Annotated in this window: 27 protein-coding genes; 15 read left to right on the plus strand and 12 right to left on the minus strand. The window is 70.9% G+C overall.

Annotated features, from left to right (window positions below; genetic code table 11):
* The first annotated feature begins 57 nt into the window (after positions 1-57).
* Positions 58-810 carry a TIGR00730 family Rossman fold protein gene (locus tag ABZ826_RS19235; protein WP_361449226.1) on the plus strand — a complete coding sequence of 251 codons (753 nt, stop codon included), beginning with the start codon at positions 58-60 and terminating at the stop codon, positions 808-810.
* A 270-nt stretch (positions 811-1,080) separates the two neighbouring features.
* Here the strand turns inward: ABZ826_RS19235 and folP are convergent, their stop codons facing one another.
* A complete protein-coding gene (gene folP / locus ABZ826_RS19240) occupies positions 1,081-1,953 on the minus strand; it encodes a dihydropteroate synthase (protein ID WP_361449229.1) in 873 nt (290 codons plus the stop codon).
* A 184-nt stretch (positions 1,954-2,137) separates the two neighbouring features.
* On the opposite strand from folP, the gene ABZ826_RS19245 reads away from it, so the two are divergent.
* Positions 2,138-2,617 (plus strand): DivIVA domain-containing protein, encoded by a 480-nt coding sequence (locus ABZ826_RS19245; protein ID WP_361449232.1) that lies wholly within the window; start codon positions 2,138-2,140, stop codon positions 2,615-2,617.
* Positions 2,614-3,201 (plus strand): DNA-3-methyladenine glycosylase I, encoded by a 588-nt coding sequence (locus ABZ826_RS19250; RefSeq protein WP_361449235.1) that lies wholly within the window; start codon positions 2,614-2,616, stop codon positions 3,199-3,201. The genes ABZ826_RS19245 and ABZ826_RS19250 overlap by 4 nt, the downstream gene beginning before the upstream one ends.
* Before the next feature lie 39 nt (positions 3,202-3,240).
* On the opposite strand, the gene ABZ826_RS19255 is transcribed toward ABZ826_RS19250, so the two are convergent.
* A complete protein-coding gene (locus tag ABZ826_RS19255) occupies positions 3,241-4,053 on the minus strand; it encodes an enoyl-CoA hydratase-related protein (RefSeq protein ID WP_361449238.1) in 813 nt (270 codons plus the stop codon).
* 313 nt (positions 4,054-4,366) lie between these two features.
* Here ABZ826_RS19255 and ABZ826_RS19260 point away from each other — a divergent pair, with 313 nt between their 5' ends.
* Entirely contained in the window at positions 4,367-4,534 is a 168-nt protein-coding gene (locus ABZ826_RS19260; RefSeq protein ID WP_003966491.1) for a DUF3117 domain-containing protein, read from the plus strand.
* Between the two features lie 192 nt (positions 4,535-4,726).
* Here the strand turns inward: ABZ826_RS19260 and ABZ826_RS19265 are convergent, their stop codons facing one another.
* Entirely contained in the window at positions 4,727-5,392 is a 666-nt protein-coding gene (locus ABZ826_RS19265) for an O-methyltransferase (RefSeq protein ID WP_361449369.1), read from the minus strand.
* A 183-nt stretch (positions 5,393-5,575) separates the two neighbouring features.
* Between ABZ826_RS19265 and sigE the strand changes: the two genes are divergently transcribed.
* The 5 genes from sigE (at position 5,576) to ABZ826_RS19290 (ending at position 10,461) form a co-directional block, all read left to right on the plus strand.
* Positions 5,576-6,337, plus strand: a complete 762-nt coding sequence (sigE, locus tag ABZ826_RS19270) for an RNA polymerase sigma factor SigE (protein WP_361449241.1) — start codon at positions 5,576-5,578, stop codon at positions 6,335-6,337.
* Positions 6,334-7,344, plus strand: a complete 1,011-nt coding sequence (locus tag ABZ826_RS19275; protein WP_361449243.1) for a zf-HC2 domain-containing protein — start codon at positions 6,334-6,336, stop codon at positions 7,342-7,344. The genes sigE and ABZ826_RS19275 overlap by 4 nt, the downstream gene beginning before the upstream one ends.
* A 110-nt stretch (positions 7,345-7,454) precedes the next feature.
* Positions 7,455-9,098, plus strand: a complete 1,644-nt coding sequence (locus tag ABZ826_RS19280; RefSeq protein WP_361449246.1) for a trypsin-like peptidase domain-containing protein — start codon at positions 7,455-7,457, stop codon at positions 9,096-9,098.
* A gap of 99 nt (positions 9,099-9,197) precedes the next feature.
* Positions 9,198-9,683, plus strand: coding sequence for a sec-independent translocase (locus ABZ826_RS19285; RefSeq protein WP_361449249.1), 486 nt, complete (start codon positions 9,198-9,200; stop codon positions 9,681-9,683).
* 118 nt (positions 9,684-9,801) lie between these two features.
* Positions 9,802-10,461: a hypothetical protein gene (locus ABZ826_RS19290; RefSeq protein WP_361449252.1), complete on the plus strand. Its 660-nt coding sequence runs from the start codon at positions 9,802-9,804 to the stop codon at positions 10,459-10,461.
* 172 nt (positions 10,462-10,633) lie between these two features.
* Here ABZ826_RS19290 and ABZ826_RS19295 read toward each other — a convergent pair whose 3' ends face one another.
* The 3 genes from ABZ826_RS19295 to ABZ826_RS19305 all read right to left on the minus strand — a co-directional run bounded on the left by ABZ826_RS19295 (position 10,634) and on the right by ABZ826_RS19305 (position 13,687).
* Positions 10,634-11,767, minus strand: a complete 1,134-nt coding sequence (locus ABZ826_RS19295; RefSeq protein ID WP_361449255.1) for an Mrp/NBP35 family ATP-binding protein — start codon at positions 11,765-11,767, stop codon at positions 10,634-10,636.
* A gap of 98 nt (positions 11,768-11,865) precedes the next feature.
* Positions 11,866-12,423: a DUF1003 domain-containing protein gene (locus tag ABZ826_RS19300; RefSeq protein WP_361449258.1), complete on the minus strand. Its 558-nt coding sequence runs from the start codon at positions 12,421-12,423 to the stop codon at positions 11,866-11,868.
* Positions 12,413-13,687 (minus strand): CBS domain-containing protein, encoded by a 1,275-nt coding sequence (locus ABZ826_RS19305; RefSeq protein WP_361449261.1) that lies wholly within the window; start codon positions 13,685-13,687, stop codon positions 12,413-12,415. Before ABZ826_RS19305 ends, ABZ826_RS19300 begins: the two co-directional genes overlap by 11 nt.
* Positions 13,688-13,876: 189 nt before the next feature.
* On the opposite strand from ABZ826_RS19305, the gene ABZ826_RS19310 reads away from it, so the two are divergent.
* Positions 13,877-14,641, plus strand: a complete 765-nt coding sequence (locus ABZ826_RS19310) for a hypothetical protein (RefSeq protein WP_361449264.1) — start codon at positions 13,877-13,879, stop codon at positions 14,639-14,641.
* Between the two features lie 141 nt (positions 14,642-14,782).
* On the opposite strand, the gene ABZ826_RS19315 is transcribed toward ABZ826_RS19310, so the two are convergent.
* Together ABZ826_RS19315 and ABZ826_RS19320 are read right to left on the minus strand one after the other, a co-directional pair.
* Positions 14,783-15,304 (minus strand): hypothetical protein, encoded by a 522-nt coding sequence (locus tag ABZ826_RS19315; protein ID WP_361449267.1) that lies wholly within the window; start codon positions 15,302-15,304, stop codon positions 14,783-14,785.
* A 12-nt stretch (positions 15,305-15,316) separates the two neighbouring features.
* Positions 15,317-16,432 carry a magnesium and cobalt transport protein CorA gene (locus ABZ826_RS19320; protein ID WP_361449270.1) on the minus strand — a complete coding sequence of 372 codons (1,116 nt, stop codon included), beginning with the start codon at positions 16,430-16,432 and terminating at the stop codon, positions 15,317-15,319.
* A gap of 409 nt (positions 16,433-16,841) precedes the next feature.
* Here ABZ826_RS19320 and ABZ826_RS19325 point away from each other — a divergent pair, with 409 nt between their 5' ends.
* A complete protein-coding gene (locus tag ABZ826_RS19325) occupies positions 16,842-17,474 on the plus strand; it encodes a suppressor of fused domain protein (RefSeq protein WP_361449273.1) in 633 nt (210 codons plus the stop codon).
* 89 nt (positions 17,475-17,563) lie between these two features.
* Here the strand turns inward: ABZ826_RS19325 and ABZ826_RS19330 are convergent, their stop codons facing one another.
* Complete coding sequence (locus ABZ826_RS19330) at positions 17,564-18,796, minus strand: MFS transporter (RefSeq protein WP_361449276.1); 1,233 nt, start codon at positions 18,794-18,796, stop codon at positions 17,564-17,566.
* Positions 18,797-18,953: 157 nt separating this feature from the next.
* Here ABZ826_RS19330 and ABZ826_RS19335 point away from each other — a divergent pair, with 157 nt between their 5' ends.
* The 3 genes from ABZ826_RS19335 (at position 18,954) to ABZ826_RS19345 (ending at position 21,379) form a co-directional block, all read left to right on the plus strand.
* Positions 18,954-19,589: a DUF6758 family protein gene (locus ABZ826_RS19335; protein ID WP_361449279.1), complete on the plus strand. Its 636-nt coding sequence runs from the start codon at positions 18,954-18,956 to the stop codon at positions 19,587-19,589.
* Positions 19,590-19,730: 141 nt separating this feature from the next.
* A complete protein-coding gene (locus ABZ826_RS19340; protein WP_361449282.1) occupies positions 19,731-20,597 on the plus strand; it encodes a PHP domain-containing protein in 867 nt (288 codons plus the stop codon).
* 176 nt (positions 20,598-20,773) lie between these two features.
* Positions 20,774-21,379, plus strand: coding sequence for a MarC family protein (locus tag ABZ826_RS19345; protein WP_361449285.1), 606 nt, complete (start codon positions 20,774-20,776; stop codon positions 21,377-21,379).
* A gap of 77 nt (positions 21,380-21,456) precedes the next feature.
* Here the strand turns inward: ABZ826_RS19345 and ABZ826_RS19350 are convergent, their stop codons facing one another.
* Entirely contained in the window at positions 21,457-21,609 is a 153-nt protein-coding gene (locus ABZ826_RS19350) for a hypothetical protein (RefSeq protein WP_015611185.1), read from the minus strand.
* Between the two features lie 221 nt (positions 21,610-21,830).
* On the opposite strand from ABZ826_RS19350, the gene ABZ826_RS19355 reads away from it, so the two are divergent.
* On the plus strand, positions 21,831-22,718 hold the full coding sequence (locus tag ABZ826_RS19355) for an NYN domain-containing protein (protein WP_361449289.1): 888 nt from the start codon (positions 21,831-21,833) through the stop codon (positions 22,716-22,718).
* A 52-nt stretch (positions 22,719-22,770) separates the two neighbouring features.
* Here the strand turns inward: ABZ826_RS19355 and ABZ826_RS19360 are convergent, their stop codons facing one another.
* A complete protein-coding gene (locus tag ABZ826_RS19360) occupies positions 22,771-23,619 on the minus strand; it encodes an alpha/beta hydrolase (protein ID WP_361449292.1) in 849 nt (282 codons plus the stop codon).
* A gap of 252 nt (positions 23,620-23,871) precedes the next feature.
* Complete coding sequence (locus tag ABZ826_RS19365) at positions 23,872-25,722, minus strand: DEAD/DEAH box helicase (protein ID WP_361449372.1); 1,851 nt, start codon at positions 25,720-25,722, stop codon at positions 23,872-23,874.
* Positions 25,723-25,790: the final 68 nt, after the last annotated feature.

Below are 25,790 nucleotides of genomic sequence, written 5' to 3' on the forward strand. Positions count from 1 at the left end.
CCTGAGCACGGATGGTCATCGCCGGTGGTCATCGATCGTCGTCGGAGGGAGCGGATCATGGGCAACCCCGAGGGAGCGCACGTCCCCGAGGAGCAGCGGCTCGGACCGGTACTGCGTCGCAGGGAACAGGTACAGCCCGGCACCACCGATCAGCGGCTGCTGGACACCGAGGGCGACTCCGAGTGGGTGCACACCGACCCATGGCGGGTGATGCGCATCCAGTCGGAGTTCGTCGAGGGATTCGGCGCCCTCGCCGAGCTGCCGAGCGCCATCAGCGTCTTCGGCTCGGCCCGCTCTCCGGCCGGCGGGCCGGACTACGAGGCGGGCGTACAGATCGGCAAGGCCCTGGTCGAGGCAGGTTTCGCGGTGATCACCGGGGGCGGCCCCGGAGCGATGGAGGCTGCGAACAAGGGTGCGCGGGAGGCGAAGGGAGTCTCGGTCGGCCTCGGCATCGAGTTGCCCTTCGAGTCCGGGCTCAACCCGCACGTCGACATCGGCGTGAACTTCCGTTACTTCTTTGTCCGGAAAACGATGTTTGTGAAGTATGCCCAGGGGTTTGTCGTCCTGCCCGGCGGCCTCGGCACGCTGGACGAACTCTTCGAGGCCCTCACCCTCGTCCAGACGGGCAAGGTCACCCGCTTCCCGATCGTGCTGTTCGGCACGGCGTACTGGAGCGGGCTGGTGGACTGGCTGCGGGACACGGTGGTGGCGCAGGGCAAGGCGTCCGAGCACGACCTGCTGCTGTTCCACGTCACGGACGACGTGGACGAGGCGGTCAACCTCGTGACGAAGGAGGTCGGCCCCCGGTAGTACGGGCCTGCGCGGCGGCCGAGGAGCGGGGTCCGGGCGGGCTCCCGGCCATGGGAAGGGGGCGGTCGGCGGACACGCCGGCCGTCAGGGGCAAAGGGGCGGTCGGCGGACAGGCCCGCCCCGGGCGCCCCTGCGCCCCTTCCGCGTCCTCAGTCCTCGCCGCCCCGCGTCCCGGTGACGCAGGCCCCCGAGGACGCCCTGACCCGCGCTCCGGCTACGCCGGCCCTCTCCGAGCGACCGTCGGCCTCGTTCCGCCGCCCCGCGCCCCGGCTACGCCAGTCCTCTCCGCGCGACCGCCGGTTCCCGGTGCCCCGCGATGGAGGCCACCATGTCCAGCACCTGCCGCGTCTCCGCCACCTCGTGCACCCGGTACACCTGTGCCCCCAGCCATGCGGAGACGGCCGTCGTCGCCAGTGTCCCGATCACCCGTTCCTTCACCGGCCGGTCGAGCGTCTCGCCGACGAAGTCCTTGTTTGACAGCGAGACGAGGACCGGCCACCCGGTCTCGGTCATCTCGCCGAGCCGACGCGTCGCCTCCAGCGAGTGCCGGGTGTTCTTCCCGAAGTCATGACCGGGGTCGATCATGATGCCGTCCGGCCGCACCCCCAGCTCGACCGCCCGCTCGGCCAGTCCCACCGTCACCCGCAGGATGTCCGTCATCACGTCGTCGTACGCGACCCGGTGCGGCCGGGTCCGCGGCTCGGCGCCGCCCGCGTGCGTGCACACCAGACCGGCGCCGTACCGCGCGGCGACCTCCGCGAGCTTCGGGTCGACGCCTCCCCACGCGTCGTTCAGCACATCCGCCCCGGCCTCGCAGACCGCCTCGCCGACATCGTGGCGCCAGGTGTCGACACTGATCACCACGTCCGGGTGGCGGCGCCGCACCTCGGCGACGAACCCCACCGTGCGACGGGCCTCCTCCTGGGCGGTCACCTCTTCGCCGGGGCCCGCCTTCACGCCCCCGATGTCGACGATCGCCGCGCCGTCCGCCACGGCCTGCTCGACCCGGGCGAGCGCCGGCTCGTCCCGGAACGTCGCGCCCTGGTCGTAGAAGGAGTCCGGGGTACGGTTCACGATCGCCATGATCACCGGCTCGTGCGCACCGAATTCACGTCGGCCCAGCCTGAGCGCACCGCTTCGCATCCCGTGTTTCTCCTCTGGTAGATCGCCCCATGGGTCGCCTGCGACCCTAGCGGCCTCGCCCACGACAGGGAGCGGGCTGCGCGGTCGCGGGGCGTCGTGGGCCCGCTCCCTGCCGTGGGCGAGGCCGTGACTGTCAGTGCCGCATGGCACGATCGGACCCGGACAGGTTTCCGCTCCCGGGGAGATGCGCGTGTTCTGGTTCTTGCTGCTGGCGATGGTGGTGGTCGTGGCCGCGGTCACCCTCGCGGTGGTCGGAGGGGGGAAGAGCGCCGTCCTGCAGGACGTGGCGCCCGAGCGGCTGACCGATCCGCTGCCCGCGACGCGTCCGGTGGGCCGCGCGGACGTCGAGGCGCTGCGGTTGCCGGTGGCCGTGCGCGGCTACCGCATGACGGATGTCGACGAGGCGCTCGACCGGCTCGGGGCGGAGCTCGCCGAGCGGGACGCGCGCATCGCGGAACTGGAGTCGGCGCTGGCCGGGGCGCAGGCGACCGCGGTCGGCGGCCCCGATCTGCTCAAGCGGCCGGAGGACCGGCCGGAGCTGACGTGGGAGCCACCGGAGGACCGTCCGCGCGCACCGTGGGAAGCGCCCCGCCAGGACCCTCGGCAGGACCCGGGACAGGACGTCCGACGGCCCGGCGAGCAGGGAGAGGAGCCCCAGCGATGAGCGGCGGCCCGGAAGCGGCCCCGGACGGCGGCCTGCGCTGCCCGTGGGGGCTCTCCACCGAGGACTACCTCACGTACCACGACACCGAGTGGGGCCGCCCTGTCCACGGCGACGACGCCCTGTTCGAACGGCTCTGTCTGGAGGCGTTCCAGTCCGGTCTCTCCTGGCTGACGATCCTGCGTCGCCGAGAGGGCTTCCGCTCCGCCTTCGCCGGGTTCAAGATCGCCGCGGTGGCGGAGTTCACCGACGCCGACAAGGAGCGGCTCCTCGCCGACGCCGGGATCATCCGCAACCGGGCGAAGATCGACGCGACCCTCGCCAATGCCAAGGTGCTGGCCGACTGGCGCGCCGGTGAGCTGGACGAGCTGATCTGGTCCCACGCCCCCGACCCGGCCGCCCGCCCGGCCCCGCTCACCGTCACAGACGTTCCCGCGGTCACCCCGGAGTCCACGGCGCTGGCCAAGGACCTGAAGAAGCGCGGCCTGCGCTTCGTCGGACCCACGACGGCCTACGCCCTGATGCAGGCCTGCGGCCTGGTCGACGACCACCTGGCCGACTGCGTGGCGCGCGGCGGCGGGGCGTAGGACCCGTCGGGCGGACCGGGGCCGGACCGGCCCCGGTGACTACCGGCCGAGGTACTTCGGCTTCTCCTTGTTCAGGAACGCCCGCACCGCGATGGCGTGGTCCTCGGAAGCGCCCGCCCTCGTCTGGAGTTCGTCCTCCTTCTCCAGCGCCTCGCTCAGCGTGTGAGTGGCGCCGTGGGCCAGGGACTCCTTGAGCGAGGCGTACGCCACCGTGGGACCGGACGCCAGGGCGCGGGCCACGGCCGCGGCCTCGGCGGCCAGGTCGGCGGCGGGCACCAGCTTGTTCACGATGCCCAGCTCGTGGGCGTCCTGCGCGGAGATCGAGCGCGGGAAGAACAGCAGGTCCGCGGCGCGGCTCTGCCCGATCAGCCGGGGCAGCGTCCAGGAGACGCCCGAGTCGGCGGTGAGGGCCACCCCGGCGAAGGACGTGTTGAACGAGGCGGTGTCGGCGACCACCCGGTAGTCGCAGGCGAGCGCGAAGCCGAAACCGGCCCCGGCCGCGACACCGTTCACCCCGGCGACCACCGGCTTGGGCATCTCGGTGATGGCCCGCACGATCGGGTTGTAGTGCTCCTGCACGGTGCTCAGCGCATTGCCGCCACCGGACTCGCGGGCCTCGTCGAGCTTGCCGATGTGCTCCTTCAGGTCCTGGCCGACGCAGAAGGCGCGCCCCGTCGCGGTGAGCAGAACGGCCCGTACGTCGGCGTCGGCCGCCGCGGACCGCAGTGCGTCACGGAGTGCCACCTTGGTCGCGGTGTTCATGGCGTTCATCGCGTCGGGACGGTTGATCGTGATCGTCGCGAGCCCCTCGCTCACCTCGTAGAGCACGCTGTCCGCCATCCGGTCGGCCATTTCGCTGTCCCCTCTGCGCCTCGGGCAATGCCTGTCCAGGCAAGCATGGCCGACTCGGGCGCGAGCGAACATGTGACCTGCGTCTAACAATTGCGCGCTTATGAAGGGGCGAAGGGGACGGAGTATCGCAGCTGGATCGCCGAATTGGGTGGTTTTGAGAAAGCGCGTTGCGCAAGCGATGCAGACCGATGTTGGTCATCAGGGTCTGTGATGCGGGATAATGGCCTGGAAGCAATGTGTTCGATGCCGGTGACACAGCGCCTGTCATGGGGCCGCCGGTTGCGATGAGCTGGTTTCAGGAAGGGGAACGAGCATGGCGGCCATGAAGCCGCGGACGGGCGACGGCCCGCTCGAGGTGACAAAGGAGGGGCGGGGCATTGTCATGCGCGTTCCGCTCGAAGGCGGCGGTCGGCTTGTCGTGGAGCTGACCCCGGACGAGGCCGATGCACTCGGCGACGCCCTCAAGAAGGTCGTCGGCTGAGCAGAAGCGCCCACACTTCATCACTGCCCCGGCACGGTGTCCGTGCCGGGGCAGTGATGCGTTCACGCGCGGCGGAGCAGGGCCCGTCCGGCGGTCGGAACATCGCGGCGGAAGCGGGCCGGTCCGGCGACGGAGGGCGTGCGTGCCCGGACGCCCCGGGCGCGGGACGAGGACCCCCGCCCCGACAGGCTCTCAGCCCCGCCGCACCGCACACAGCAGTCCGTCGCCCACCGGCAGCAGGGTCGCCATCAGCTCCTGGCTCTCCCGCACCGCGCGCAGCAGCTCCCGCAGCCGCAGCACCTCCGCGGGCTGTGCCGCGGAATCGACCGTACGGCCGTCGGCGAACACGCCCTCGAAGCAGACCAGGCCGCCCGGCCGCAGCAGGCGCAACGATTCAGCGAGACAGTCGAGGCTCTCCAGCCGGTCGCCGTCACAGAACACCAGGTCGTACCCGCCGTCCGCGAGCCGTGGCAGTACGTCCAGGGCGCGGCCGGGAATGAAGCGGGCCCGGTTGGTGGCGAACCCCGCGGCCCGGAACGCCTCACGGGCGAACTGCTGGCGCTCGGGCTCCGGGTCGACCGTGGTCAGCACCCCGTCGGGCCGCATGCCGTGCAGCAGATAGAGTCCGGACACGCCCGTCCCGGTGCCGATTTCGGCCACGGCTTTGGCGTCCGTCGTGGCAGCGAGCAAGCGCAGCGCGGCGCCGGTACCTGGCGACACCGAGCGAAGCCCTGCCTCCCGGGCCCGGTCCCGGGCCCAGCGCAATGCTTCGTCCTCGGCGACAAAGGCGTCGGCGAACGCCCAGCTCGTCTGCCGGTTGGCGGTAATGACCCTCTCCTGTCCCCGTAGTTGGCGCAACGGTGACTGTATCCGCTGCACCCGGGAACCCGCTGATGGGACCAGGCGTTGTCCAAGGGCAGGGGAAAGCGCATGGAATCGGCTCGCGGATCGGGTCCGGGAACCATGAGCCGGCGGTACCCGGGGTGACCCCCGGCCCCAGCAGGAAAAAAGGCTTATCCGGAGCTAACGGGCGAGGTGGCTATGGTAGGGGCTCCACTGGACACCACCAGAGCCGATAGGGGAGGTGCGGCTGCGCCTGTGGATCGGAGAGGAGCGCTTCGGCGCTTTCTCAGGTCGGCGGGTGAGCCGAAATCCGTGACCAAGATTGCTGACCGTTCTTCCAACGACTCCGCAACGACCGCGACCTTCGCCTCAGATGCGGACTCCCAGGCGTGGACACCGCCCTCATGGGAAGAGATCGTCAGCACGCACAGCGGCCGTGTCTACCGCCTTGCCTACAGGCTGACGGGCAACCAGCACGACGCGGAGGACCTCACCCAGGAGGTCTTCGTGCGCGTGTTCCGGTCGCTGTCGACCTATACGCCGGGCACCTTCGAAGGCTGGCTGCACCGCATCACGACCAATCTGTTCCTGGACATGGTCCGCCGCAAGCAGCGGATTCGCTTCGACTCCCTCGGCGACGACGCCGCCGAGCGACTGCCGAGCCGTGAGCCGTCCCCGCAGCAGGTCTTCAACGACACCCACTTCGACGCGGACGTGCAGCAGGCGCTGGACACCCTCGCGCCCGAATTCCGTGCCGCCGTCGTGCTCTGTGACATCGAGGGCCTCTCGTACGAGGAGATCGCCGCGACGCTGGGCGTGAAGCTCGGCACCGTGCGCAGCCGTATCCACCGCGGTCGCTCGCACCTGCGCAAGGCGCTGCAGCACCGTTCGCCCGAGGCCCGTGCCGAGCAGCGCTCGCTGGCGGGCGCGATCCTGGCAGGGGAGGGCGGAACGGCGTGAGTGGCACAAGTCCGACCCCTGCGGAGCAACACCTGGGGGACCGACTCGCCGCGCTTGTCGACGGCGAACTTAAACACGACACCCGAGAGCGGGTGCTCGCGCACCTCGCGACCTGTGCCAAGTGCAAGGCCGAGGCTGCCGCCCAGCGGCGCCTGAAGAGCGTCTTCGCTCAGTCCGCCCCGCCTTCGCCGTCCGAGGGGTTCCTCGCCCGGCTGCAGGGCCTTCCCGGGGGGCCGGGGGGTGACGACGACGGCCAGGGAAGACCATTCGGCGGCTCCGGGCGCTTCGCCGACGGGCTCTTCCCCATGATCCAGCCGTCCGGCAGCCGCACGGAGTCGCCGGGCGATTTGCCCCTGGGCGGTTTCGGCTTCCTCCGGGACCCGCACGGATCGACCGCCGTACTGCCGGGTGGTTCCTCCCGCTCGGGCTTCCGGATCCATGAGGTGAGCCGCGAGGGGGACCGTTCGCCGTGGCGCGGCCGGAGATTCGCCTTCGCAGCCGCCAGCGCCGTATCGCTGGCGGCCATCGCGCTGGGCGGCGCCCTGCCGACCGGCGCGGGTTCCGGCACCCCGGCGCGGGCCGCGGGCACCGGAAACACGGTGACCCCGCTCGACACGACATCCCGCGGTGAGAACACCGGCGCCGGGAGCCGCCGCGGCGGCGGGCAGGGCTCGCTCGCCGCGACGGAGGCGGCCGACCGCTCGACCGCCGCCGCCGGCCCGCCGCCCGGGCCGGAGGCCACACCGGCCGTGGCCTCCGCCGCCCCCGTGCTGCTCACCTCCGGAAGCCTCACGGACAGCACCTTCGCCGTCCCGGTCCTGACCAATGTGTCCGCGCCACCGCTGATACGTCCGACCGGCACCTCCCCGCTCTTCGCCCGAGTGCTCGGCAGACTCGCCCCGCCGCAGCCCCCGTCGCCCTCCGCGCAGCCGTCCTGGACGCCTCCGTCGGCCTCCGCCCTCCCCACCCCTGCCGATCGCGGTCTTCCGCTTTCCTCCCGGCGCTGACCAAGGTCTGCGCAGACCTTCGCAAACCTGGTTGAATTCCGGGAGGAATTCCGGGAGGGGCGCCCCTACCCGGGCGTGCAGAGGCCGGTCGCGGCAGTTGCGGGGAGAGCATGGAAGACGGGAAGTCCACCGGGCCGAAGGCGAAGTGGTGGAGCCGGCCCGCGCCGGGACGCACCGCCCGCACAGCGCCGGACGAGCCGTCCTCCGTCGAGGACGCGGTGTCCGCAGCCGATGTGACGGCCGATGTGACGGATCCGACGAGCGTGGCACAAGCGCCCGCGCCCCTGCACGAGCCCGATCAGTACAGCACCCCGCCGTACGGCGGACCCGGCCCCTGGGCGCCCGCACCGCCCGTACAGCGACCGGTCCCCACCCCGGCGCACGGCACCCCCGTACCCCCGCAGTACGCGGCGATGAACGGGGCCGGCCTGCCCAACGCCACCACTGCCGCCCCCGGTTTCACGCCCCCGCCCCAGCACTCACCGCCTCAGCACCCCCAGTCCCAGCACCCCCAGGGTGCGCAGCCCGTGCTCCAGCCTCAGCTGCCCCAGTCGACGCAGTGGCTCCAGTACGACCCCTGGGGTGCGCCCCGGCAGCCGCTGACCGATCCGGGGCCGCCGCTCGGGGCCGAGAACGGCCGGAAGAAGAGCCGTCGTGGCTCCCTCCTCATCGGTGCGGTGCTGCTCGCGCTGGTGGCCGGTGGCATCGGCGGCGGCATCGGCTCCTACATCGAGCGCAACGGCGGTCTCACCCAGGTCGAGCTGCCGCAGGCCGGCCGGAACGCCGGCGGCCGCGCCCCCGACAGCGTCGCGGGCATCGCCGCCAGTGCCCTGCCCAGCGTGGTCACCCTCCACGTCAGCGGGGCGGCCGAGTCCGGCACCGGCACCGGATTCGTTCTCGACAACCGCGGCCACATCCTCACCAACAACCATGTCGTCGCCCCGGCCGGGTCCTCCGGCGAGATCACCGTGACGTTCAGCGGCGGCGAGACCGCACACGCCGAGGTCGTCGGCAAGGACAGCGGCTACGACCTCGCCGTGGTCAAGGTCACCGGCGTCTTGGGCCTCAAGCCGTTGCCGCTGGGCAACTCCGACAATGTGCAGGTCGGTGACCCGGTGGTGGCCATCGGCGCCCCCTTCGACCTGTCCAACACGGTGACCTCCGGCATCATCAGCGCCAAGGACCGGCCGATCACCGCAGGCGGCGAGAAGGGGGACGGCAGCGACATCAGCTACGTCGACGCGCTGCAGACCGATGCCCCGATCAACCCGGGCAACTCCGGCGGCCCGCTCGTCGACACCGCCGCCCATGTCATAGGCATCAACAGCGCCATCCGCGCCGCGGACAACGGTTCGAGCACCGAGGGCGGGCAGGCCGGGTCCATCGGTCTCGGCTTCGCCATTCCGATCAACCAGGGCAAGCGGGTCGCTGAGGAGCTGATCAACACCGGGAAGGCCACTCACCCGGTGATCGGCGTCACCTTGGACATGAAGTACACCGGCGACGGCGCCAAGGTCGGCACGAAGGGCGCCGCGGGCAAGTCCGCGGTGGCGCCCGACGGGCCCGGGGCCAAGGCCGGGATCAAGCCGGGCGACGTCATCACCGCGGTCGACGGTCAGCGGGTGCACAGCGGCGAGGAGCTGATCGTGAAGATCCGCGCCCACCGGCCCGGCGACCGTCTGGACCTCACCCTGACCCGTGGTGGTAAAGACCTGTCCATCTCTTTGACGCTTGGCTCCGCAACCGGCACGTGACAGCCACGGGACGCTACCGCGCGGGTAGTTTCGACCGGTACCGTGGGCCGGGTCCGGACCACAACCGACCCGGTCTCGGAGAACACGAGGAGCAACAGGGTGTTCAATGACATAGGCCCACTGGAGCTGGTGACGCTCGCGATCCTGGGCGTGCTGATCTTCGGCCCGGACAAGCTGCCCAAGGTCATCCAGGACGCCTCGCGCTTCATCCGTAAGATCCGCGAGTTCTCGGAGAGCGCCAAGGAGGACATCCGTACGGAGCTCGGCCCGGAGTTCAAGGACTTCGAGTTCGAGGACCTCAACCCCAAGACCTTCGTCCGCAAGCAGCTCATGGACGGCGGCGACGACCTGGGGCTGAAGGAGATCCGCGAGAGCTTCGACCTGCGCAAGGACTTGGCGGAGGTCACCGACGCGGTGAACGGCAGGGAGAGCGTCGCCGAGGAGTCCGCGGACTCCCGCAGCGGCGTGTCGGGCGGCTCGGCGATCACCGCCGCCAACGGCTCCGCCGGGACTCCGGACCTGCTCAAGAAGCGTGAACAGCCCGCGAAGGACGACCGCCCGCCGTTCGACGCCGACGCCACCTGACCGCAGTCAATCCCGACTCGTCCGGACGGTATGGCTATTCTCCATCTGTCCGGTTGTGAGGACGCCCGTGGGGGGCGGGCCGCTCCGGACCTCAGGGATCGAGGAGGCGGCCGGGCAGATGGAGACGACCAGTCGGGTGGGCGCGGAAGACGCGCCGGACACAGCCACCGCAGAGGGGATGCCGGCGGCCCGGCGTACTGTCGACGGATATCTGGCTGCTCCGTTTCCCTGGTACGCGCTGGACGAGGCCTTCACCGGCCCGCGTCGGCTGATGCAGGTGGGCACCGCCGCGGACGGCACGGTGCAGCACGGCTCCATCGGGCACGGTGACGAGCCGTCGGTACGGGCCGACGCGGGTGCCGAGAAACAACGATTCGCCGTCGTCGTGACGGTGGCCAGCAGCCCGGTGCGGCACAGCGGAGACGGTACGGGGGTGCTGGACGCGACCACGGTCTCCTCCGCGGCCTGGCTGGCCGGGTCCGGTCTGCTGGCCTGCACATGGCCGGCGCAGATGGATCACTCACTGCGTGACGACTGGCTGGACCAGCAGACGGAGACGGCGTTCGAGCTAGCCGACGATCTGGACGGCCCCGCGTGGTCGGTGCTGTCGCTGCCGGTGGACGGCGTCCCCGTGCCGTTCCACTACCGCGAGTCCGAGTTCGGCTGGGTGCTGGCGGGGTCGGCGCGCGGCGGGGTGCACATCGGCGCGTACGGGCGCGGAATGAGCGCGTACGGGCTGGGCTTCTCGGTGGTCGGCGACATCACGACGTACGCGTAGGGCCGGGCGGTGGGGCGGTGACCGGTCCCGTCCGGTCGCCTCCCGCCCGCGACCCCGTTGCCGTTCCCGGACGGGCCCGATGACCGAACCCGTCCGGCGAGCGAGGACGGACCACCGGCCGAGGATCACCGGCCGTGGCGAGAGGACAGTCGCCCCCGTCCCTCGACCCGGCTCAGAACTTGTTGCGCGGGGTGATGCCCAGCGACATGCCGGACAGGCCGCGCTGACGGCCTCCCAGCTTGTCCGCGATGGTGCGGAGCGCCTTGCCGGCGGGAGAGTCGGGGTCGGACAGGACGACTGGCTTGCCCTCGTCGCCGCCCTCGCGCAGCCGGACGTCGATCGGGATGGAGCCGAGCACCGGCACCTCCGCGCCGACCGTCCTCGTCAGTCCCTCGGCGACCCTCCGGCCACCGCCGGTGCCGAAGACGTCGACCATCTCGTCGCAGTGCGGGCACGGCAGTCCCGACATGTTCTCGACGACGCCGACGATCTTCTGGTGCGTCTGCACGGCGATCGAACCGGCTCGCTCGGCCACCTCGGCCGCCGCCTGCTGCGGGGTCGTGACGACCAGGATCTCGGCGTTCGGCACGAGCTGCGCCACCGAGATCGCGATGTCACCGGTGCCCGGCGGCAGGTCGAGCAGCAGGACGTCCAGGTCGCCCCAGTACACATCGGCGAGGAACTGCTGGAGTGCGCGGTGCAGCATCGGTCCGCGCCACACCACCGGGGCGTTGCCCGGGGTGAACATGCCGATGGAGATGACCTTCACGCCGTGCGCCGACGGCGGCATGATCATGTTCTCGACCTGGGTCGGCTTGCCGTCCGCACCGAGCATCCGGGGCACGCTGTGCCCGTAGATGTCCGCGTCCACGACACCGACCTTGAGGCCGTCGGCCGCCATCGCCGCCGCCAGGTTCACCGTGACCGACGATTTGCCGACGCCGCCCTTGCCGGACGCGACCGCGTAGACCCGGGTCAGCGAGCCGGGCTTGGCGAACGGCACCTCGCGCTCCGCCGTGCCACCGCGCAGCGAGGACGTGAGCTCCTTGCGCTGTTCGTCACTCATCACGTCGAGCGTGACGTCGACGCGGCTGACGCCTTCGACCTTCGCCACCGCGTCGGTCACGTTCTTGGTGATCGTCTCGCGCATCGGACAGCCTGAGACCGTGAGATAGACCGTGACAGCGACCACACCGTCAGCACCGATCTCGACCGACTTCACCATGCCGAGTTCGGTGATCGGGCGGTGGATCTCCGGGTCGTTCACTGTCGCCAGTGCCTCAAGCACCGCGTCTTCCGTAGCCATACATTGATAGTACGGGTGCGCGGCGCGGCGCTCGTTGAAAGGGCGGTGCGGGCATCGGGAGGGCGTACGGCGCCCGCTGCTACGCGCGAGTAACCCCGTCAGTGGTCCTCGTCGCTCTCGGCCGGGAGCGACGCTTGCCGGCCTCCCAGATCCCTCATGAGGTCCTCCAGCTCCGAGCGGATCCAGTCGCGGGTGGCGACCTCGCCGAGGCCCATCCGCAGTGCCGCGATCTCGCGGGTGAGGTACTCGGTGTCCGCGATGGAGCGCTCGTTCTGCTTGCGGTCCTGCTCGTAGGTGACCCGGTCGCGGTCGGCCTGCCGGTTCTGCGCGAGCAGGATCAGCGGGGCCGCGTACGAGGCCTGGAGCGACAGCATCAGCGTCAGGAAGATGAACGGGTACCCGTCGAACCGCCACGCCGCGGGCGCGGAGACGTTCCACACCAGCCAGGTGATGATGAACAGTGTCATCCAGGCGATGAAGCTCCAGGTGCCCAGGAATCGGGCGATCCGTTCGGAGAGTCGGCCGAACGACTCGGGGTCGTATTCGGGCAGCAGCCGCCGACGTGGTGCCTTCGGCTGGTCCAGCCGGGAACGAGGCGGGCGCGCGATGCCCGAGGCACCCGTGGACGCCCCTTTCACGCGGTCCTCACCGGCCACGGGCGGCCTCCTCCTCACCGTGGAAGTCCGTCTCCCGCCAGTCCTCGGGCAGTAGGTGGTCGAGCACGTCGTCGACGGTCACCGCGCCGAGCAGTGAACCGCTCTCGTCCACCACCGGCACGGAGACCAGGTTGTACGCGGCCAGATAGCTCGTCACGTCCGGCAGCGGAGTGTCCGGCGCGAGGGGGACGAGATCGCTGTCGACGATCGAGCTGACCAGGGCGTACGGCGGATCGCGCAGCAGTCGCTGGAAGTGCACGGTGCCCAGGTACTTGCCGGTCGGTGTCTCGTCGGGGGAGCGGCACACGTACACCTGGGCGGCGAGCGCCGGGGACAGATCGGCCTGCCGGACCCGCGCGAGCGCGTCGGCGACCGTCGCGTCCGGGCGCAGAATGATCGGCTCGGTGGTCATCAGGCCGCCCGCGGTCCGTTCCTCGTACGACATGAGGCGCCGCACGTCCGCCGCGTCGTCCGGCCGCATCAGGGTCAGCAGCCGCTCCTTGTCCTCCTCGGGGAGCCCGGACAGCAGATCGGCGGCGTCGTCCGGGTCCATGGCCTCCAGGACATCGGCGGCGCGTTCCTCCTTGAGCTTGCCGATGATCTCCACCTGGTCGTCCTCCGGAAGCTCCTCCAGGACGTCGGCGAGCCGGTCGTCGTCGAGCGCGGCGGCGACCTCGGCCCGTCGCTTCGGCGACAGATGGTGCAGCGCGTTGGCCACGTCGGTCGGCCGGAGCTGCTCGAACGTGGCGACCAGGGACTCGGTGCCCTGTCCGTGCTCCTCCAGCGAGAATCCGCTGACCGCCGACCATTCGACCGTCAGGGTCTCGCCCTTGCGCCGCAGCGCCCCGCCCTTGCCCTTGCGCACGAAGTACTTGTCGATCTCCCAGTCGCGGCGGGCCGGGAGCTGCTGGATGGCGACATCGAGGACGGTGACCTCCTCACCGGTCTCCACGAGGCGTACGCGCCGGTCGAGGAACTCGCCGAGCACCAGACGTTCGGTGGGCCGCTGTTCGAAGCGCCGCACGTTGACCACGCCGGTGGTGATGACCTGACCGGACTCGATCCCGGTGACCCGGGTCATCGGGACGAAGATGCGACGGCGGGTGAGCACCTCGACGACCAGACCGAGCAGCCGGGGCGGCCGGCCGCCGACCCGCAGCATGGCGACCAGATCGCGGACGCGGCCCACCTGCTCGCCGTTGGGGTCGAAGACCGGGACGCCGGCGAGATGCGAGACGAAGACCCGGGGGGCGCCTGCCGCCATGGTGCGCCTCCTTCTTCCGTGTACGACTTCCCTGTCCGGTCCGTTCTGTTATGACGGGATCAGGCTAGCCCGTACCGCTCCGGGCCGCCCCGGTGGACCCGTCCGTACGGCTCTCTGCCGGAAGGCATGAACGGCACGGGTACGCTGCCGTCTGCCACCCCCGCCATGCAGATGAGAGGCAGTGCGCCCGTGACCTCTTCCGTTCGGCCCGTCCGGGCCCGACGTCGGACCGCCCTCGCCGTTGTGCTCTGCGCGGGGCTGACCACCGCCCTCACGGCGTGCGGGGGCGAGGATCCGGACAAGGGGACCAACGGGGTCGGCAAACTCACCGCCGCGGAGATCGAGAAGAAGGCGCAGACCGCCGCGGACTCGGCCGACGCGGTGCGCCTCGCCGGGAAGTTGGTCAGCAAGGGTGGCACGTACCAGCTCAACATGCGGCTCAGGGAGAAGGGCGGCACCGGCTCCGTCGTCTCGAAGGACAGCACCTTCGAGCTGCTGCGGATCGGTGACGATCTCTATCTGAGGGCGGACTCGGGGTTCTGGAGCCACGACGAGAAGCCCGGCGCCGACGCCCACGCGGGCGGGGCCGCCGCGGACAAGCTCCAGGACAAATACGTGAAGGTGCCCGAGGGCGACCCCACGTACAAGCAGCTGCGCGGGTTCACGGACAAGAAGACCCTGCTCGACGGGTTGCTCACGCTGCACGGCACCCTCAACAAGGGCGACCGCGGCACGGTCGGACCGACCCGGACCGTTCAGATCACGGGCGGCAAGGGCGAGGGCGGCACGCTCGACGTCTCGCTGGAGGGCACGCCGTATCCGCTGCGCTTCGCGCGCGCCGCCGGTGGGGGGATCGTGACGCTGTCGGACTGGGGCAAGGAGTTCCCGTTGGAGGCCCCGGCGAAGGGGGACACGGTCGACTACGGGCAGCAGCTGCCCAAGACGTCGTCCTGAGACCGGCCGCGCGACACCCGGACCGGTCGTACGGATCAGGGGGCTCGGCTCCGGCCCGACCGCACCCTGCCGTGCCCGGCGCCGGTCGCCACGTCCGGCCGCACCGCGTCCGGATGGCCGTGCCGGGCCGCCGGAGCCCGGTCAGCCCTTGCGTCCCCGCTTCAGCAGCCGCGGCAGCCCGGCCGGTACCGGTCGTCGTGTGGTCGCGGACGTCGGCAGGGGCGCCGCGGCCAGTGAGGAGTCCGGCAGCTCCGTACGGAACGCGCCGGGCGTCAGCCGCAGCACCCGGCACTCGCGCGCCCACCGCTCCGTCATCCGCTCGGCGTCCGGTGCGTTCAGCCGCTTGCCCTTGAGCTCGACGACCGCGGCCTCCCACTCCTCGGAGTGCGGCGCGAGCTCCGTCACGGCGGCCGTCCAGGCCACCAGCCGGCCGCCCTTGTCCTTGCTGCGTACGGTCACCTCGGCGGCGGAACCGTCGACGAGACCGGCCGGGAGCGGCTGCTCACCGGGGCCGTCGCCGACCAGATGCGCCGCACCCTCGTGCCACACGTGCCACAGCGCCCGCGCGGGCCCGGTGCCCCGCACCCAGATGAGGCCGGACTTCTTGGTGGCCTCCTCGACGAGAGCCCGGCCCAGCGGCACGTCAGCGGCAGCAGCAGTCATACCCGAACTCTATTAGAGCCAGCCGTTGCGCTTGAGCGTGCGGTGGATGGAGAAGCAGACCACCCCGATGACGCCCAGCACCATCGGATAGCCGTACTTCCAGCCCAGCTCGGGCATGTGCTTGAAGTTCATGCCGTAGACGCCGCAGATCATCGTCGGTACGGCGACGATGGCCGCCCAGGACGTGATCTTGCGCATGTCCTCGTTCTGCGCGACGGTCGCCTGCGCCAGGTTGGCCTGGAGGATCGAGTTCAGCAGTTCGTCGAAGCCGATGACTTCCTCGTGCACCCGCGCCAGGTGGTCGGCGACGTCACGGAAGTACTTCTGGATGTCGGGGTCGATCAGCCGCATCGGCCGCTCGCTCAGCAGCTGCATCGGCCGCAGCAGCGGCGACACGGCGCGCTTGAACTCCAGGACCTCGCGCTTGAGCTGGTAGATCCGGCCGGCGTCGGAGCCGCGCGGGCTGCCCTTCGCGGGGGTGGAGAAGACCTCGATCTCCACCTCGTCGATGTCGTCCTGGACCGCACCCGCCACCGCGATGTAGCCGTCGACGACATGGTCGGCGATGGAGTGCAGGATCGCGGAGGGCCCTTTGGCGAGCAGTTCGGGGTCGTCCTGCAGCCGGTGCCGCAGCGCGCGCAGCGAGCCGTGGCCGCCGTGCCGCACGGTGATGACGAAGTCCCGGCCGGTGAAGCACATCACCTCGCCGGTCTCGACGACCTCGCTGCTCGCGGTGAGCTCGGTGTGCTCGACGTAGTGGATGGTCTTGAAGACGGTGAAGAGCGTGTCGTCGTACCGCTCCAGCTTCGGCCGCTGGTGGGCGTGGACGGCGTCCTCGACGGCGAGCGGGTGGAGCCCGAACTCCCGGGCGATCCCGGCGAATTCCTCCTCGGTCGGCTCGTGCAGTCCGATCCAGGCGAAGCCGCCCTCCTCGCGCACCTGGAGCATCGCCTCGTGCGGCGTGCGGCAGGTGCCGCTCTCCAGGCGCCGTCCGTCGCGGTAGACCGCGCAGTCGACCACCGCGCTGGAGACGGACGGGTCCCGGGTGGTGTCGTAACTGTTGTGCAGGGCGTTGCTCTTGCGCAGGGACGGGCGCACGGCGGCGCGCAGGTCGCGGATCATCGACATGGCTGGCTCCTTCACGGAGGGCCGTCGTCGGGCGCGTGGAACAGCCCGGAATGGGGACGTGTGCTCACGTCCGCAAAGCGGGCGGCACCGCGGCGGCGCGATGACGGCGTTCGCTACAGACAGGCAAAAGGGAAGTGCTCTTCCGTCGTGCGCAATGCCATGGGCCTTGACCGAGAAGGCTTCAGATCACCGAAGAGAGGTGAGATGCGGAAGAGCGGTTGGTACTGCACGGTCGACTTCGATCCATGGCAGCCCCACCTCCTCCAGCCGGTCCCCCTTGGGGGATGACGTGTCGTCGGGGCTGAGAGCGACGCTTCTGCGTGCTGCCCCGACCAGCGGCCAAGACTATCAGCCGTCCGAGGGCCAATCCCTTACTTTGCCCGTTCCATACGCGTCCTATGCTCGCGGGATGGGAGAAATTCTTGCTCTGGTCGAGGCCCGGCTGCTGACGGCCCTCGGCGAACCGGACGCGCGCGCCGCAGTGACGTTTCTCGGCACCGACCGCATCGAGGTGCTCCGTTTCGTCGACGGCGACGTGGTGCGCTACGCCACGCTCGGCATGTCCGCGCAGCCGATGACCGACCCGACCGCGACCCTCGCGGATCCGGTCAGGGGACCGCGCGCCGAGCTGATCCTCTCCGTGCGCGCGGGGCTCGCCGACACCGACAAGGTGCTGCGCCCGCTGGCCGTGCTGGCGGCCTCCCCGCAGGTCGAGGGGGTGATCGTGGCGCCCGGGGCCTCGCTGGACGTCGGTGAACCGCTGTGGCCCGGGGCCCCCTTCAGCTCCGTACTGGTCGCCGAGCCGGGCGGGCTGGTCGAGGACCTGGATCCGAACGAGCCCGCGCCCGGCGGCTCCGCGAGCGGCGGTGGTCCGGAGGCGGGCGGCCCCATGGATCCGGTGCGGTTCCTGCCGTTGCTGCCGATGACGCACAACGAGGCCGCGTGGAAGCGGGTCCGGGGTGCGCAGGAACTCCAGGAGCGGTGGCTCTCGCACGGTACGGATCTGCGTGATCCGCTCCGTGCCTCCGTCGACCTGGACTGAGACGTACGTCATGCCGGGCAGGGGGAAGCCCCGCCGCGCGGCCAGGAGGGGGAGCCGCGGGCGGGGCGGAACGGGGGCCGGCGTCGTGGTCAGTCGGCGAAGACCGTGACGCCGTCCTCGGTGGCGTGCTTCGGCTCCAGTTCCTCCGCGTCGTGGGTCAGCGCCGTACGCCGGACCCGGACGACGATCGCACCGACCACAGCCGCGATCGCGGCGACCACGAACGGGATGTGGATGTTGCTCCACTCCTCGATCTTCGGAGCGAGGTACGGGGCGGCGGCCGCGGCGAACCAGCGGACGAAGTTGTAGCCCGCGCTCGCCACCGGGCGCGGCGCGTCCGACACACCGAGCGCCAGCTCCGTGTAGACGGTGTTGTTCATGCCGATGAAGGCGCCGGAGACGATCGTGCAGACGATGGCGGCGGTGTGGTTGCCGTACCCCAGGACCAGGAGGTCGACGGCGAGCAGCACCAGCGAGGCACCGAGCACCTTCAGCGACCCGAAGCGCTTCTGCAGCCGCGGGGCGACGAGCACCGAGAAGACCGCGAGCAGCAGACCCCAGGCGAAGAAGACCGCGCCCGACTTGTACGGCGTCATGTTGAGCACGAACGGCGTGAACGCCAGGATCGTGAAGAACGCGTAGTTGTAGAAGAACGCCGAGGTGGCGACGGAGGCCAGGCCGCCGTGGCCGAGCGCCTTGATCGGGTCGAGCAGTGACGTCTTGCCGGCGGGCCTGGGCTGCTCCTTCAGGAACAGCGTGATGCAGATGAAGCCGATCGCCATCAGCGCGGCCGTGCCGAAGAACGGGTAGCGCCAGCTGGCATCACCGAGCAGGGCGCCGAGCAGGGGGCCGCAGGCCATGCCGAGGCCGAGCGCAGACTCGTAGAGCAGGATCGCCGCGGCGCTGCCACCGGCCGCCGCACCGACGATCACGGCGAGCGCGGTCGAGACGAAGAGCGCGTTGCCCAGGCCCCAGCCGGCCCGGAAGCCGACGAGTTCGGCGACGGACGACGAGGTGCCGGAGAGCGCGGCGAAGACGACGACGAGCGCGAGGCCGACCAGCAGCGTCTTGCGGCCGCCGATCCGGCTGGAGACGAAGCCGGTGACGAGCATGGCCACGGCGGTGATCAGGAAGTACGAGGTGAAGAGCAGGGACACCTGGCTCGGTGTCGCCTCCAGTCCCTTGGCGATGGACGGCAGAATCGGGTCCACCAGGCCGATTCCCATGAACGCGACGACAGAGGCGCCCGCCGTGGCCCAGACGGCCTTCGGCTGGCGCAGGATGCTGCCCGCTCCCTGATCGAACGGATCCTCTCCCCGCATAGGTCTTCTCGCTCTCCAGTAGATCGTTGTGTTATGCACAGAATAAGTTAGAGGAGCTAATAAATGCAAGTTACATCTAATTCTGCAGGTCGCGGCCACGCTGCGGACGGGTGATCATCCTTGACGCGGCGGCCCACCTGGAGGACCGTTGGTCGCTATGAGGGGCGAACCCAGTTGCCCGAAGTGTGGAGGCCGGGTCAGGGCGCCCGGTCTCTTCGCCGACACCTGGCAGTGCTCTCTGCACGGCAGTGTGCAACCGCTGCAACCGGTCGTCCCGCCCAGCGTCGAGGCGCTGGGCGTGGTCGTGGGCCGTGCCCGGGTGCCGGTGTGGATGCCCTGGCCGCTGCCGGTGGGCTGGCTGTTCACGGGCGTGGCGAGCGCGGGTGACGAGCGCAGCGGCGGCCGTGCCACCGTCGTCGCCTGCTCCGGCCCCGGCCCCGTCGGAGGCATCGGCGAGCTGCTGCTCGTCACCGAGGAGCTCGGTGTCGGACTCGGGGCGCGCTACGCCGGGATCGACGGCCCCGACCCCGGGCCGCTTCTGGATGTCGACGGCCCGCCGGACGTCAAGATGCTCGCCGCCGGACGTCCCACTCCGCTCTGGCACGTCAAGGGCGCCCCCGAGGGCCGCGCGGTCTTCGCGGGTGAGGCGCGCGGGCTCTGGCTCTGGGCGATCGTCTGGCCCGAGCAGTCGGGGCTTTTGATGTACGACGAGCTGGTGCTCGCCGATCTGCGCGAGGCCGGGGGAGAGATGGATCTCGTGCCGTGCGGAGCGCTCACCCCGCGCCTGCTCTAAGGGTTGCCCCGTCGTCCCTGGCCCGGTCCCCCTTCCGGTCGCGGCACCGGTCGGGGCGGAAGGAGCCCGTCCGGGTGGTGTCCGGATGCCGGTTATCCTTGAACGTCCCCCTGTCCGGCCCCGAGCACTGGAGTACGCGTCGTGCGCATCGACCTGCACACCCACTCCACCGCGTCGGACGGTACGGACACCCCTGCCGAGCTGGTGCGCAACGCCGCTGCCGCGGGCCTCGACGTCGTCGCCCTCACCGACCACGACACCGTGCGCGGTCACGCCGAGGCGATTGCCGCCCTGCCGGAGGGGCTCACCCTCGTCACCGGCGCCGAGCTCTCCTGCCGGATCGACGGCGTGAGCCTGCACCTGCTGGCGTACCTCTTCGACCCCGACGAGCCCGAGCTGGCCCGCGAACGCGAGCTGGTGCGGGACGACCGGGTGCCGCGTGCGCGGACGATGGTGGGCAAGCTCCAGGCGCTCGGCGTGCCGATCGAGTGGGAGCGGGTCGCGCGGATCGCCGGGGACGGATCGGTCGGCAGGCCGCACCTCGCCACCGCGCTCGTCGAGCTCGGCGTCGTCGAGACCGTCTCCGACGCCTTCACGCCCGAATGGCTCGCGAACGGCGGACGCGCGTACGCCGAGAAGCACGAACTCGACCCCTTCGACGCGATCCGGCTGGTCAGGGCCGCCGGCGGCGTCACCGTCTTCGCCCATCCGCTCGCCGTCAAGCGCGGTGAGGTGGTGCCCGAGTCGTCGATCGCGAAGCTCGCCGCCGCGGGCCTCGACGGCGTCGAGGTCGACCACATGGACCACGACGAGCCGACCAGGGCCAGGCTGCGCGGGCTCGCCCGCGAGCTGGGGCTGCTGACGACCGGCTCCAGCGACTACCACGGCACCCGCAAGACCGTCGGGCTCGGCGAGTGCACCACCGACCCCGAGATCTACGGCGAGATCACCCGGCGTGCCACGGGAGCCTTCCCGGTGCCGGGCGCCGGCGGACCCCGCCCCGTGTAACGCCGCACGCGTCCCGGCCGGGGCCGAAGCCCCGCGCCCGGCCCCGGCGGCCCGACGCGTACCGCCGCTCGCCCCCCTTCCGCGTTCCACCGCGCACCCATGGCCCCGGGCCGCCGTCCCGGTTTCGGGGTGCGCTCCTCCAGGCCGTTTTTCGCTCTCCTCCTGCAAGGCTCACTGTGTTCGACGTTGCTGTCTTCGGATCCCTTTTTCTCACGCTTTTTGTGATTATGGATCCTCCTGGAATCACCCCGATCTTCCTCGCCCTCACCGCGGGCCGCCCCGCCAAGATGCAGCGCAGGATGGCGCTGCAGGCCGTGGCCGTCGCCTTCGGCGTGATCGCCGTCTTCGGGGTGCTCGGCCAGCAGATCCTCGACTATCTGCATGTCTCCGTGCCCGCCCTGATGATCGCGGGCGGGCTTCTCCTGCTGCTGATCGCGCTCGATCTGCTCACCGGCAAGACCGACGAACCGACGCAGACGAAGGATGTCAACGTGGCGCTCGTGCCGCTGGGCATGCCGCTGCTCGCCGGACCCGGTGCGATCGTCTCGGTGATCCTGGCGGTACAGCACGCCGACAGCGTGGGGAGCCAGATCTCGGTCTGGTCGGCGATCATCGCCATGCACATCGTGCTCTGGCTGACCATGCGTTACTCGCTGCTGATCATCCGGGTCATCAAGGACGGCGGCGTCGTGCTGGTGACCAGGCTCGCCGGAATGATGCTCTCCGCCATCGCCGTGCAGCAGATCATCAACGGGGTCACCCAGGTCGTCCAGAACGCCTGACGGCGCCCGCGGACACCACAGCGCCCCCGTACGGACCGTCCGTACGGGGGCGCTTCGTCTTTGTACGTCGTGATGCGTTACGAAGCCGAGGATTCGGCCGGGCGGATGTAGATGCGCTGGCCCATGGCTGCGGCCTGCTGCACGATCCGGTTGACGGAGGCGGCGTCCACGACGGTGCTGTCCACGGCGGTACCGTCGACATCGTCGAGTCGCATGATCTCGAAGCGCATACGGCTTCCCTTCGTCTGATCCTCCTGCTGGAGAACTACTGGGAGGACGGATGACCCGTCCGCAAGGATGAGAGCGCCCGACAGCGATGTCCTGCGCTCCACGAGGGGTACAACGACTTGCCTCCGGCAAACATTCCCTACGCTAAGGAAATTTTTTGGATGTCTAAGTATCAGCAGGCCACCCAGCACGCGCCGGCGACAAGGTCCACGACGAGGCCCGTATGAACGAGGCAGAGATCGGCGAGCGCCTGGACCGCACCAACGAGCTGCTCCAGCGCGTGCTCGCCGAAGTGTCGAAGACCCCCTCGACCCACGCCATCTTCGTGGACGCGGGCTATGTGTACGCCGCGGCCGGACTGCTCGTCACCGGCACCGAGGACCGCCGCTCCTTCGACCTCGACGCGGAAGGGCTGATCGAGGCCTTCATCGACAAGGCCCGCACGATCTTCGCAGACAGCAGGCTGCTGCGCGTGTACTGGTACGACGGAGCCAGGCGGCGCATTCACACCATCGAGCAGCAGTCCATCGCCGAACTCCCCGACGTCAAGGTCAGACTCGGCAACCTCAACGCCAACAACCAGCAGAAGGGCGTCGACTCACTCATCCGCACCGACCTCGAATCGCTCGCCCGGCACCGCGCCATCAGCGACGCGGCACTCGTCGGCGGCGACGAGGACCTGGTGTCCGCGGTCGAGGCGGCGCAGGGATACGGGGCCCGTGTGCACCTGTGGGGCATCGAGGCGGGGGAGGGGCGCAACCAGGCCGAACCGCTGCTCTGGGAGGTCGACAGCCAGCGCACCTTCGACCTGGACTTCTGCCGCCCGTACGTCACCAGACGCCCCGTCACCACCTACGAGGACGACACCCCCGCGCCCTCGCGCGAAGACGTCCGGTTCGTCGGGGCGCAGATCGCCGCGGCCTGGCTGGCCGCCCGGGGCCGCGAATCCCTCGCCGATCTGCTGCCCGGCCACCCGTATCTGCCGGGCTCGGTCGACCAGGACCTGCTGGTCGAGGCCGAACGGCTGCTTCAGCATTCGCTGCGCGGCCATGCGCATCTGCGCCGGGCGCTGCGTGACGGTTTCTGGCAGCACCTGCAGGCCCAGTACTGAGTTCCTGGTGACGTCGCCGCCCACGGGCCTCGCCGGGTTTTGGCGGTGGCGCCTACAGGCTTTCCCAGAAGGAGACGAGTGCGGCCGCCGTCTGTTCGGGGCGGTCCGTGTTGGGGGAGTGCTCGGCGCCCGCGATCCGGGTGCGGTGCGCACCCAGCCGCCGGGCCATCTCGTCGAGGAGCGGTACCGGCCAGGTGTCGTCGCGCTCGCCGGAGAGCACATGGACCGGCAGCGCCAGGGCGGCGAGTTCGGCCACCCGGTCCGGTTCGCTCGCCAGCTGACGGCCGGTGGCGATCAGCTGGGCGGGCCGGTGGCGCAGCCAGCGCCGGCGCAGCGCCTCGCCGTCGGTCGTCGCGTCCTCGGGCGGGTCGAGGGCGCGCATCGCCTCCCACACCTCGGCCATGCTCAGCGTCGCGAGTGCGTCGCTCAGCATCTTCACCTTGAGCTGCTGGGCCTCGGCGACCTGGGCAGGGCCGGACGACATGAGCGTCAGCGAGCGGAACGGCGAGGCGTCGAGCAGCACGGCGGCGCGCGCGATCTGCCCGCCGAGCGAATGCCCGACCAGATGTACGGTGCCCTCGCCGGCGGCGTCGAGCGCGGCGGCCTGCGCGAGCACGTCACGGGCCAACTCGGCCTGTGCGTACTGGTCCTGACGGTCCGTCCCCTCGGATTCGTACTGCCCGCGGCCGTCCACGGAGACGATCCGGTACCCGGCGGCGGAGAGCGGTTCGAGCAGTGCGATGAAGTCCTCCTTGCTGCCCGTGTATCCGGGCAGCAGGAGGGCCGTGCCGCGCGGCGCGGTGCGCGCCGGGGCGTCCAGCACGGCGAAGTCCCCGCGCGCGGTGCGGAGCTGGTGGGCGTGGGCGCAGGGGGGCGGGGTGAAGGTGTGCGGCCGACTCATGGGACGAGGTTATGTCCTGCAGCGCCGGACGGGCAGAAGAGCCGGTCCTCGAACGCCGGACGGCCGCACCCCGGGTCCTCGAACGGCGGACGGACGGAGGCCGTGTCCTGCGTGCCGGACGGCAGAGGCCATGTGCTGGAACGCCGGACGGGCTTGAGGAAATCCTCAAGCCCGTCCGGCGAAATCAGGCCCCTCCGGTCGGCGGAGGAGCGGGGTCCGGGGGCGAGCCCCGGATGAGGCGATGCGGCGCGCTCAGCCCTCGGTCGTGGCGGCGGCCGCACGCGGCGCCCGGCGCCTGCGCGGCTTCGCCTCACCCTCGGCGGCCGGGGCCTCCGCCACGACCTCCGTCTTCGGCTTGGCTGCCGCACGGGTGCGGCGGCGCGGCTTGCTCTCCGTCTTCGCGGGCATCGGCTCGGCGATGGGCGCGATCTGGAAGTCGACCTCGTCCTCGGCCGGCTTGACCACACGGGTGCGGCGGCGCGGCTTGGTCACCGTCTTCGCGGGCATCGGCTCGGCGATGGGCGCGATCTGGAAGTCGACCTCCTCCGCCACCGGCTTCACGATGGCGGCCCGGGTGCGGCGACGGCGCGGCTTGGCCTCGTCACCGGCCTCGGCGGCCGGAGCCTCGACCGTGCTCACCGCGACCTCGGCCGCGACGTCCGGGGCTCCGACGCGGGTACGGCGCCGGCGGCGCGGCGTACGCGGCTCGGACGGGGCGTCGGTCACCTCGGCGGACGGGGCCGGTACCACGGCCGCGGTGCCGGCGGTCTCCCCGGCGGCGGGGACGGCCGAACCACCCCGCGTACGCCGACGCTGGCGCGGCGTGCGCGGCGCACGCTCCTCGCGGGCGGCGGGGGCGGCGGGGGCGGCGGGGGCGGCGGGGGCCGCGGCGGACTTGCGGCCGCGGCCGCCCGTCTCGCCGAGGTCCTCGATCTCCTCGGCACGCAGACCCGCACGGGTCCGCTCGGCACGCGGCAGGACACCCTTGGTGCCGGCCGGGATGTCGAGCTCCTCGAAGAGGTGCGGCGAGGTGGAGTACGTCTCGACCGGATCGTTGAAGTTCAGGTCCAGCGCCTTGTTGATCAGCTGCCAGCGCGGGATGTCGTCCCAGTCGACCAGCGTGATCGCGATGCCCTTGGCGCCGGCACGACCGGTCCGGCCGATGCGGTGGAGGTACGTCTTCTCGTCTTCCGGCGACTGGTAGTTGATGACGTGGGTCACACCCTCGACATCGATACCGCGGGCCGCCACGTCGGTGCAGACGAGCACGTCCACCTTGCCGTTGCGGAACGCGCGCAGCGCCTGCTCGCGCGCGCCCTGTCCGAGGTCGCCGTGGACGGCGCCGGACGCGAATCCGCGCTTCTCCAGCTGCTCGGCGATATCGGCAGCCGTGCGCTTCGTACGGCAGAAGATCATCGCGAGTCCGCGGCCGTTGGCCTGCAGGATGCGGGAGACCATCTCCGGCTTGTCCATCGAGTGGGCCCGGAAGACATGCTGCGAGATGTTCGCGACGGTCGCGCCCTCGCCATCGGGCGAGGTGGCGCGGATGTGCGTCGGCTGCGACATGTAGCGGCGTGCGAGACCGATGACGGCGCCGGGCATGGTCGCCGAGAAGAGCATCGTCTGGCGCTTCGCCGGAAGCATGGTGATGATCTTCTCGACGTCGGGCAGGAAGCCGAGGTCGAGCATCTCGTCGGCCTCGTCGAGCACGAGCGCGCGGACGTGCGAGAGGTCGAGCTTGCGCTGTCCGGCCAGGTCCAGCAGTCGGCCCGGGGTGCCGACGATCACGTCGACGCCCTTCTTCAGGGCTTCCACCTGCGGCTCGTACGCGCGGCCGCCGTAGATGGCGAGAACGCGGACGTTACGCACCTTGCCGGCGGTCAGCAGGTCGTTGGTGACCTGCTGGCAGAGCTCGCGGGTGGGGACGACGACCAGCGCCTGCGGCGCCTCGGTCAGCTGCTCGGGCCGGGCCCGGCCCGCCTCGACGTCCGCGAGGACGGTGACGCGCTCCAGCAACGGAAGACCGAAACCGAGGGTCTTGCCGGTGCCGGTCTTGGCCTGTCCGATGACATCGGAACCGGAGAGCGCGACGGGGAGCGTCATCTCCTGGATGGGGAACGGGGACACGATGCCGACGGCCTCAAGGGCCTCGGCCGTCTCGGGAAGAATCC

Origin of the sequence: Streptomyces sp. NPDC047515 (assembly GCF_040643055.1) — a bacterium.
Taxonomy (GTDB): domain Bacteria; phylum Actinomycetota; class Actinomycetes; order Streptomycetales; family Streptomycetaceae; genus Streptomyces.

Bases quoted from the DNA above. Each gene is read 5' to 3' on its own strand.
- ABZ826_RS19235 (WP_361449226.1), top strand. From the start codon at position 58: ATGGGCAACCCCGAGGGAGCGCACGTCCCCGAGGAGCAGCGGCTCGGA.
- folP (WP_361449229.1), bottom strand. From the start codon at position 1,953: ATGCGAAGCGGTGCGCTCAGGCTGGGCCGACGTGAATTCGGTGCGCAC.
- ABZ826_RS19245 (WP_361449232.1), top strand. From the start codon at position 2,138: ATGCGCGTGTTCTGGTTCTTGCTGCTGGCGATGGTGGTGGTCGTGGCC.
- ABZ826_RS19250 (WP_361449235.1), top strand. From the start codon at position 2,614: ATGAGCGGCGGCCCGGAAGCGGCCCCGGACGGCGGCCTGCGCTGCCCG.
- ABZ826_RS19255 (WP_361449238.1), bottom strand. From the start codon at position 4,053: ATGGCCGACCGGATGGCGGACAGCGTGCTCTACGAGGTGAGCGAGGGG.
- ABZ826_RS19260 (WP_003966491.1), top strand. From the start codon at position 4,367: ATGGCGGCCATGAAGCCGCGGACGGGCGACGGCCCGCTCGAGGTGACA.
- sigE (WP_361449241.1), top strand. From the start codon at position 5,576: ATGGTAGGGGCTCCACTGGACACCACCAGAGCCGATAGGGGAGGTGCG.
- ABZ826_RS19280 (WP_361449246.1), top strand. From the start codon at position 7,455: ATGGAAGACGGGAAGTCCACCGGGCCGAAGGCGAAGTGGTGGAGCCGG.
- ABZ826_RS19290 (WP_361449252.1), top strand. From the start codon at position 9,802: ATGGAGACGACCAGTCGGGTGGGCGCGGAAGACGCGCCGGACACAGCC.
- ABZ826_RS19295 (WP_361449255.1), bottom strand. From the start codon at position 11,767: ATGGCTACGGAAGACGCGGTGCTTGAGGCACTGGCGACAGTGAACGAC.
- ABZ826_RS19305 (WP_361449261.1), bottom strand. From the start codon at position 13,687: ATGGCGGCAGGCGCCCCCCGGGTCTTCGTCTCGCATCTCGCCGGCGTC.
- ABZ826_RS19315 (WP_361449267.1), bottom strand. From the start codon at position 15,304: ATGACTGCTGCTGCCGCTGACGTGCCGCTGGGCCGGGCTCTCGTCGAG.
- ABZ826_RS19320 (WP_361449270.1), bottom strand. From the start codon at position 16,432: ATGTCGATGATCCGCGACCTGCGCGCCGCCGTGCGCCCGTCCCTGCGC.
- ABZ826_RS19325 (WP_361449273.1), top strand. From the start codon at position 16,842: ATGGGAGAAATTCTTGCTCTGGTCGAGGCCCGGCTGCTGACGGCCCTC.
- ABZ826_RS19330 (WP_361449276.1), bottom strand. From the start codon at position 18,796: ATGCGGGGAGAGGATCCGTTCGATCAGGGAGCGGGCAGCATCCTGCGC.
- ABZ826_RS19335 (WP_361449279.1), top strand. From the start codon at position 18,954: ATGAGGGGCGAACCCAGTTGCCCGAAGTGTGGAGGCCGGGTCAGGGCG.
- ABZ826_RS19350 (WP_015611185.1), bottom strand. From the start codon at position 21,609: ATGCGCTTCGAGATCATGCGACTCGACGATGTCGACGGTACCGCCGTG.
- ABZ826_RS19355 (WP_361449289.1), top strand. From the start codon at position 21,831: ATGAACGAGGCAGAGATCGGCGAGCGCCTGGACCGCACCAACGAGCTG.
- ABZ826_RS19360 (WP_361449292.1), bottom strand. From the start codon at position 23,619: ATGAGTCGGCCGCACACCTTCACCCCGCCCCCCTGCGCCCACGCCCAC.
- ABZ826_RS19365 (WP_361449372.1), bottom strand. From the start codon at position 25,722: ATGACGCTCCCCGTCGCGCTCTCCGGTTCCGATGTCATCGGACAGGCC.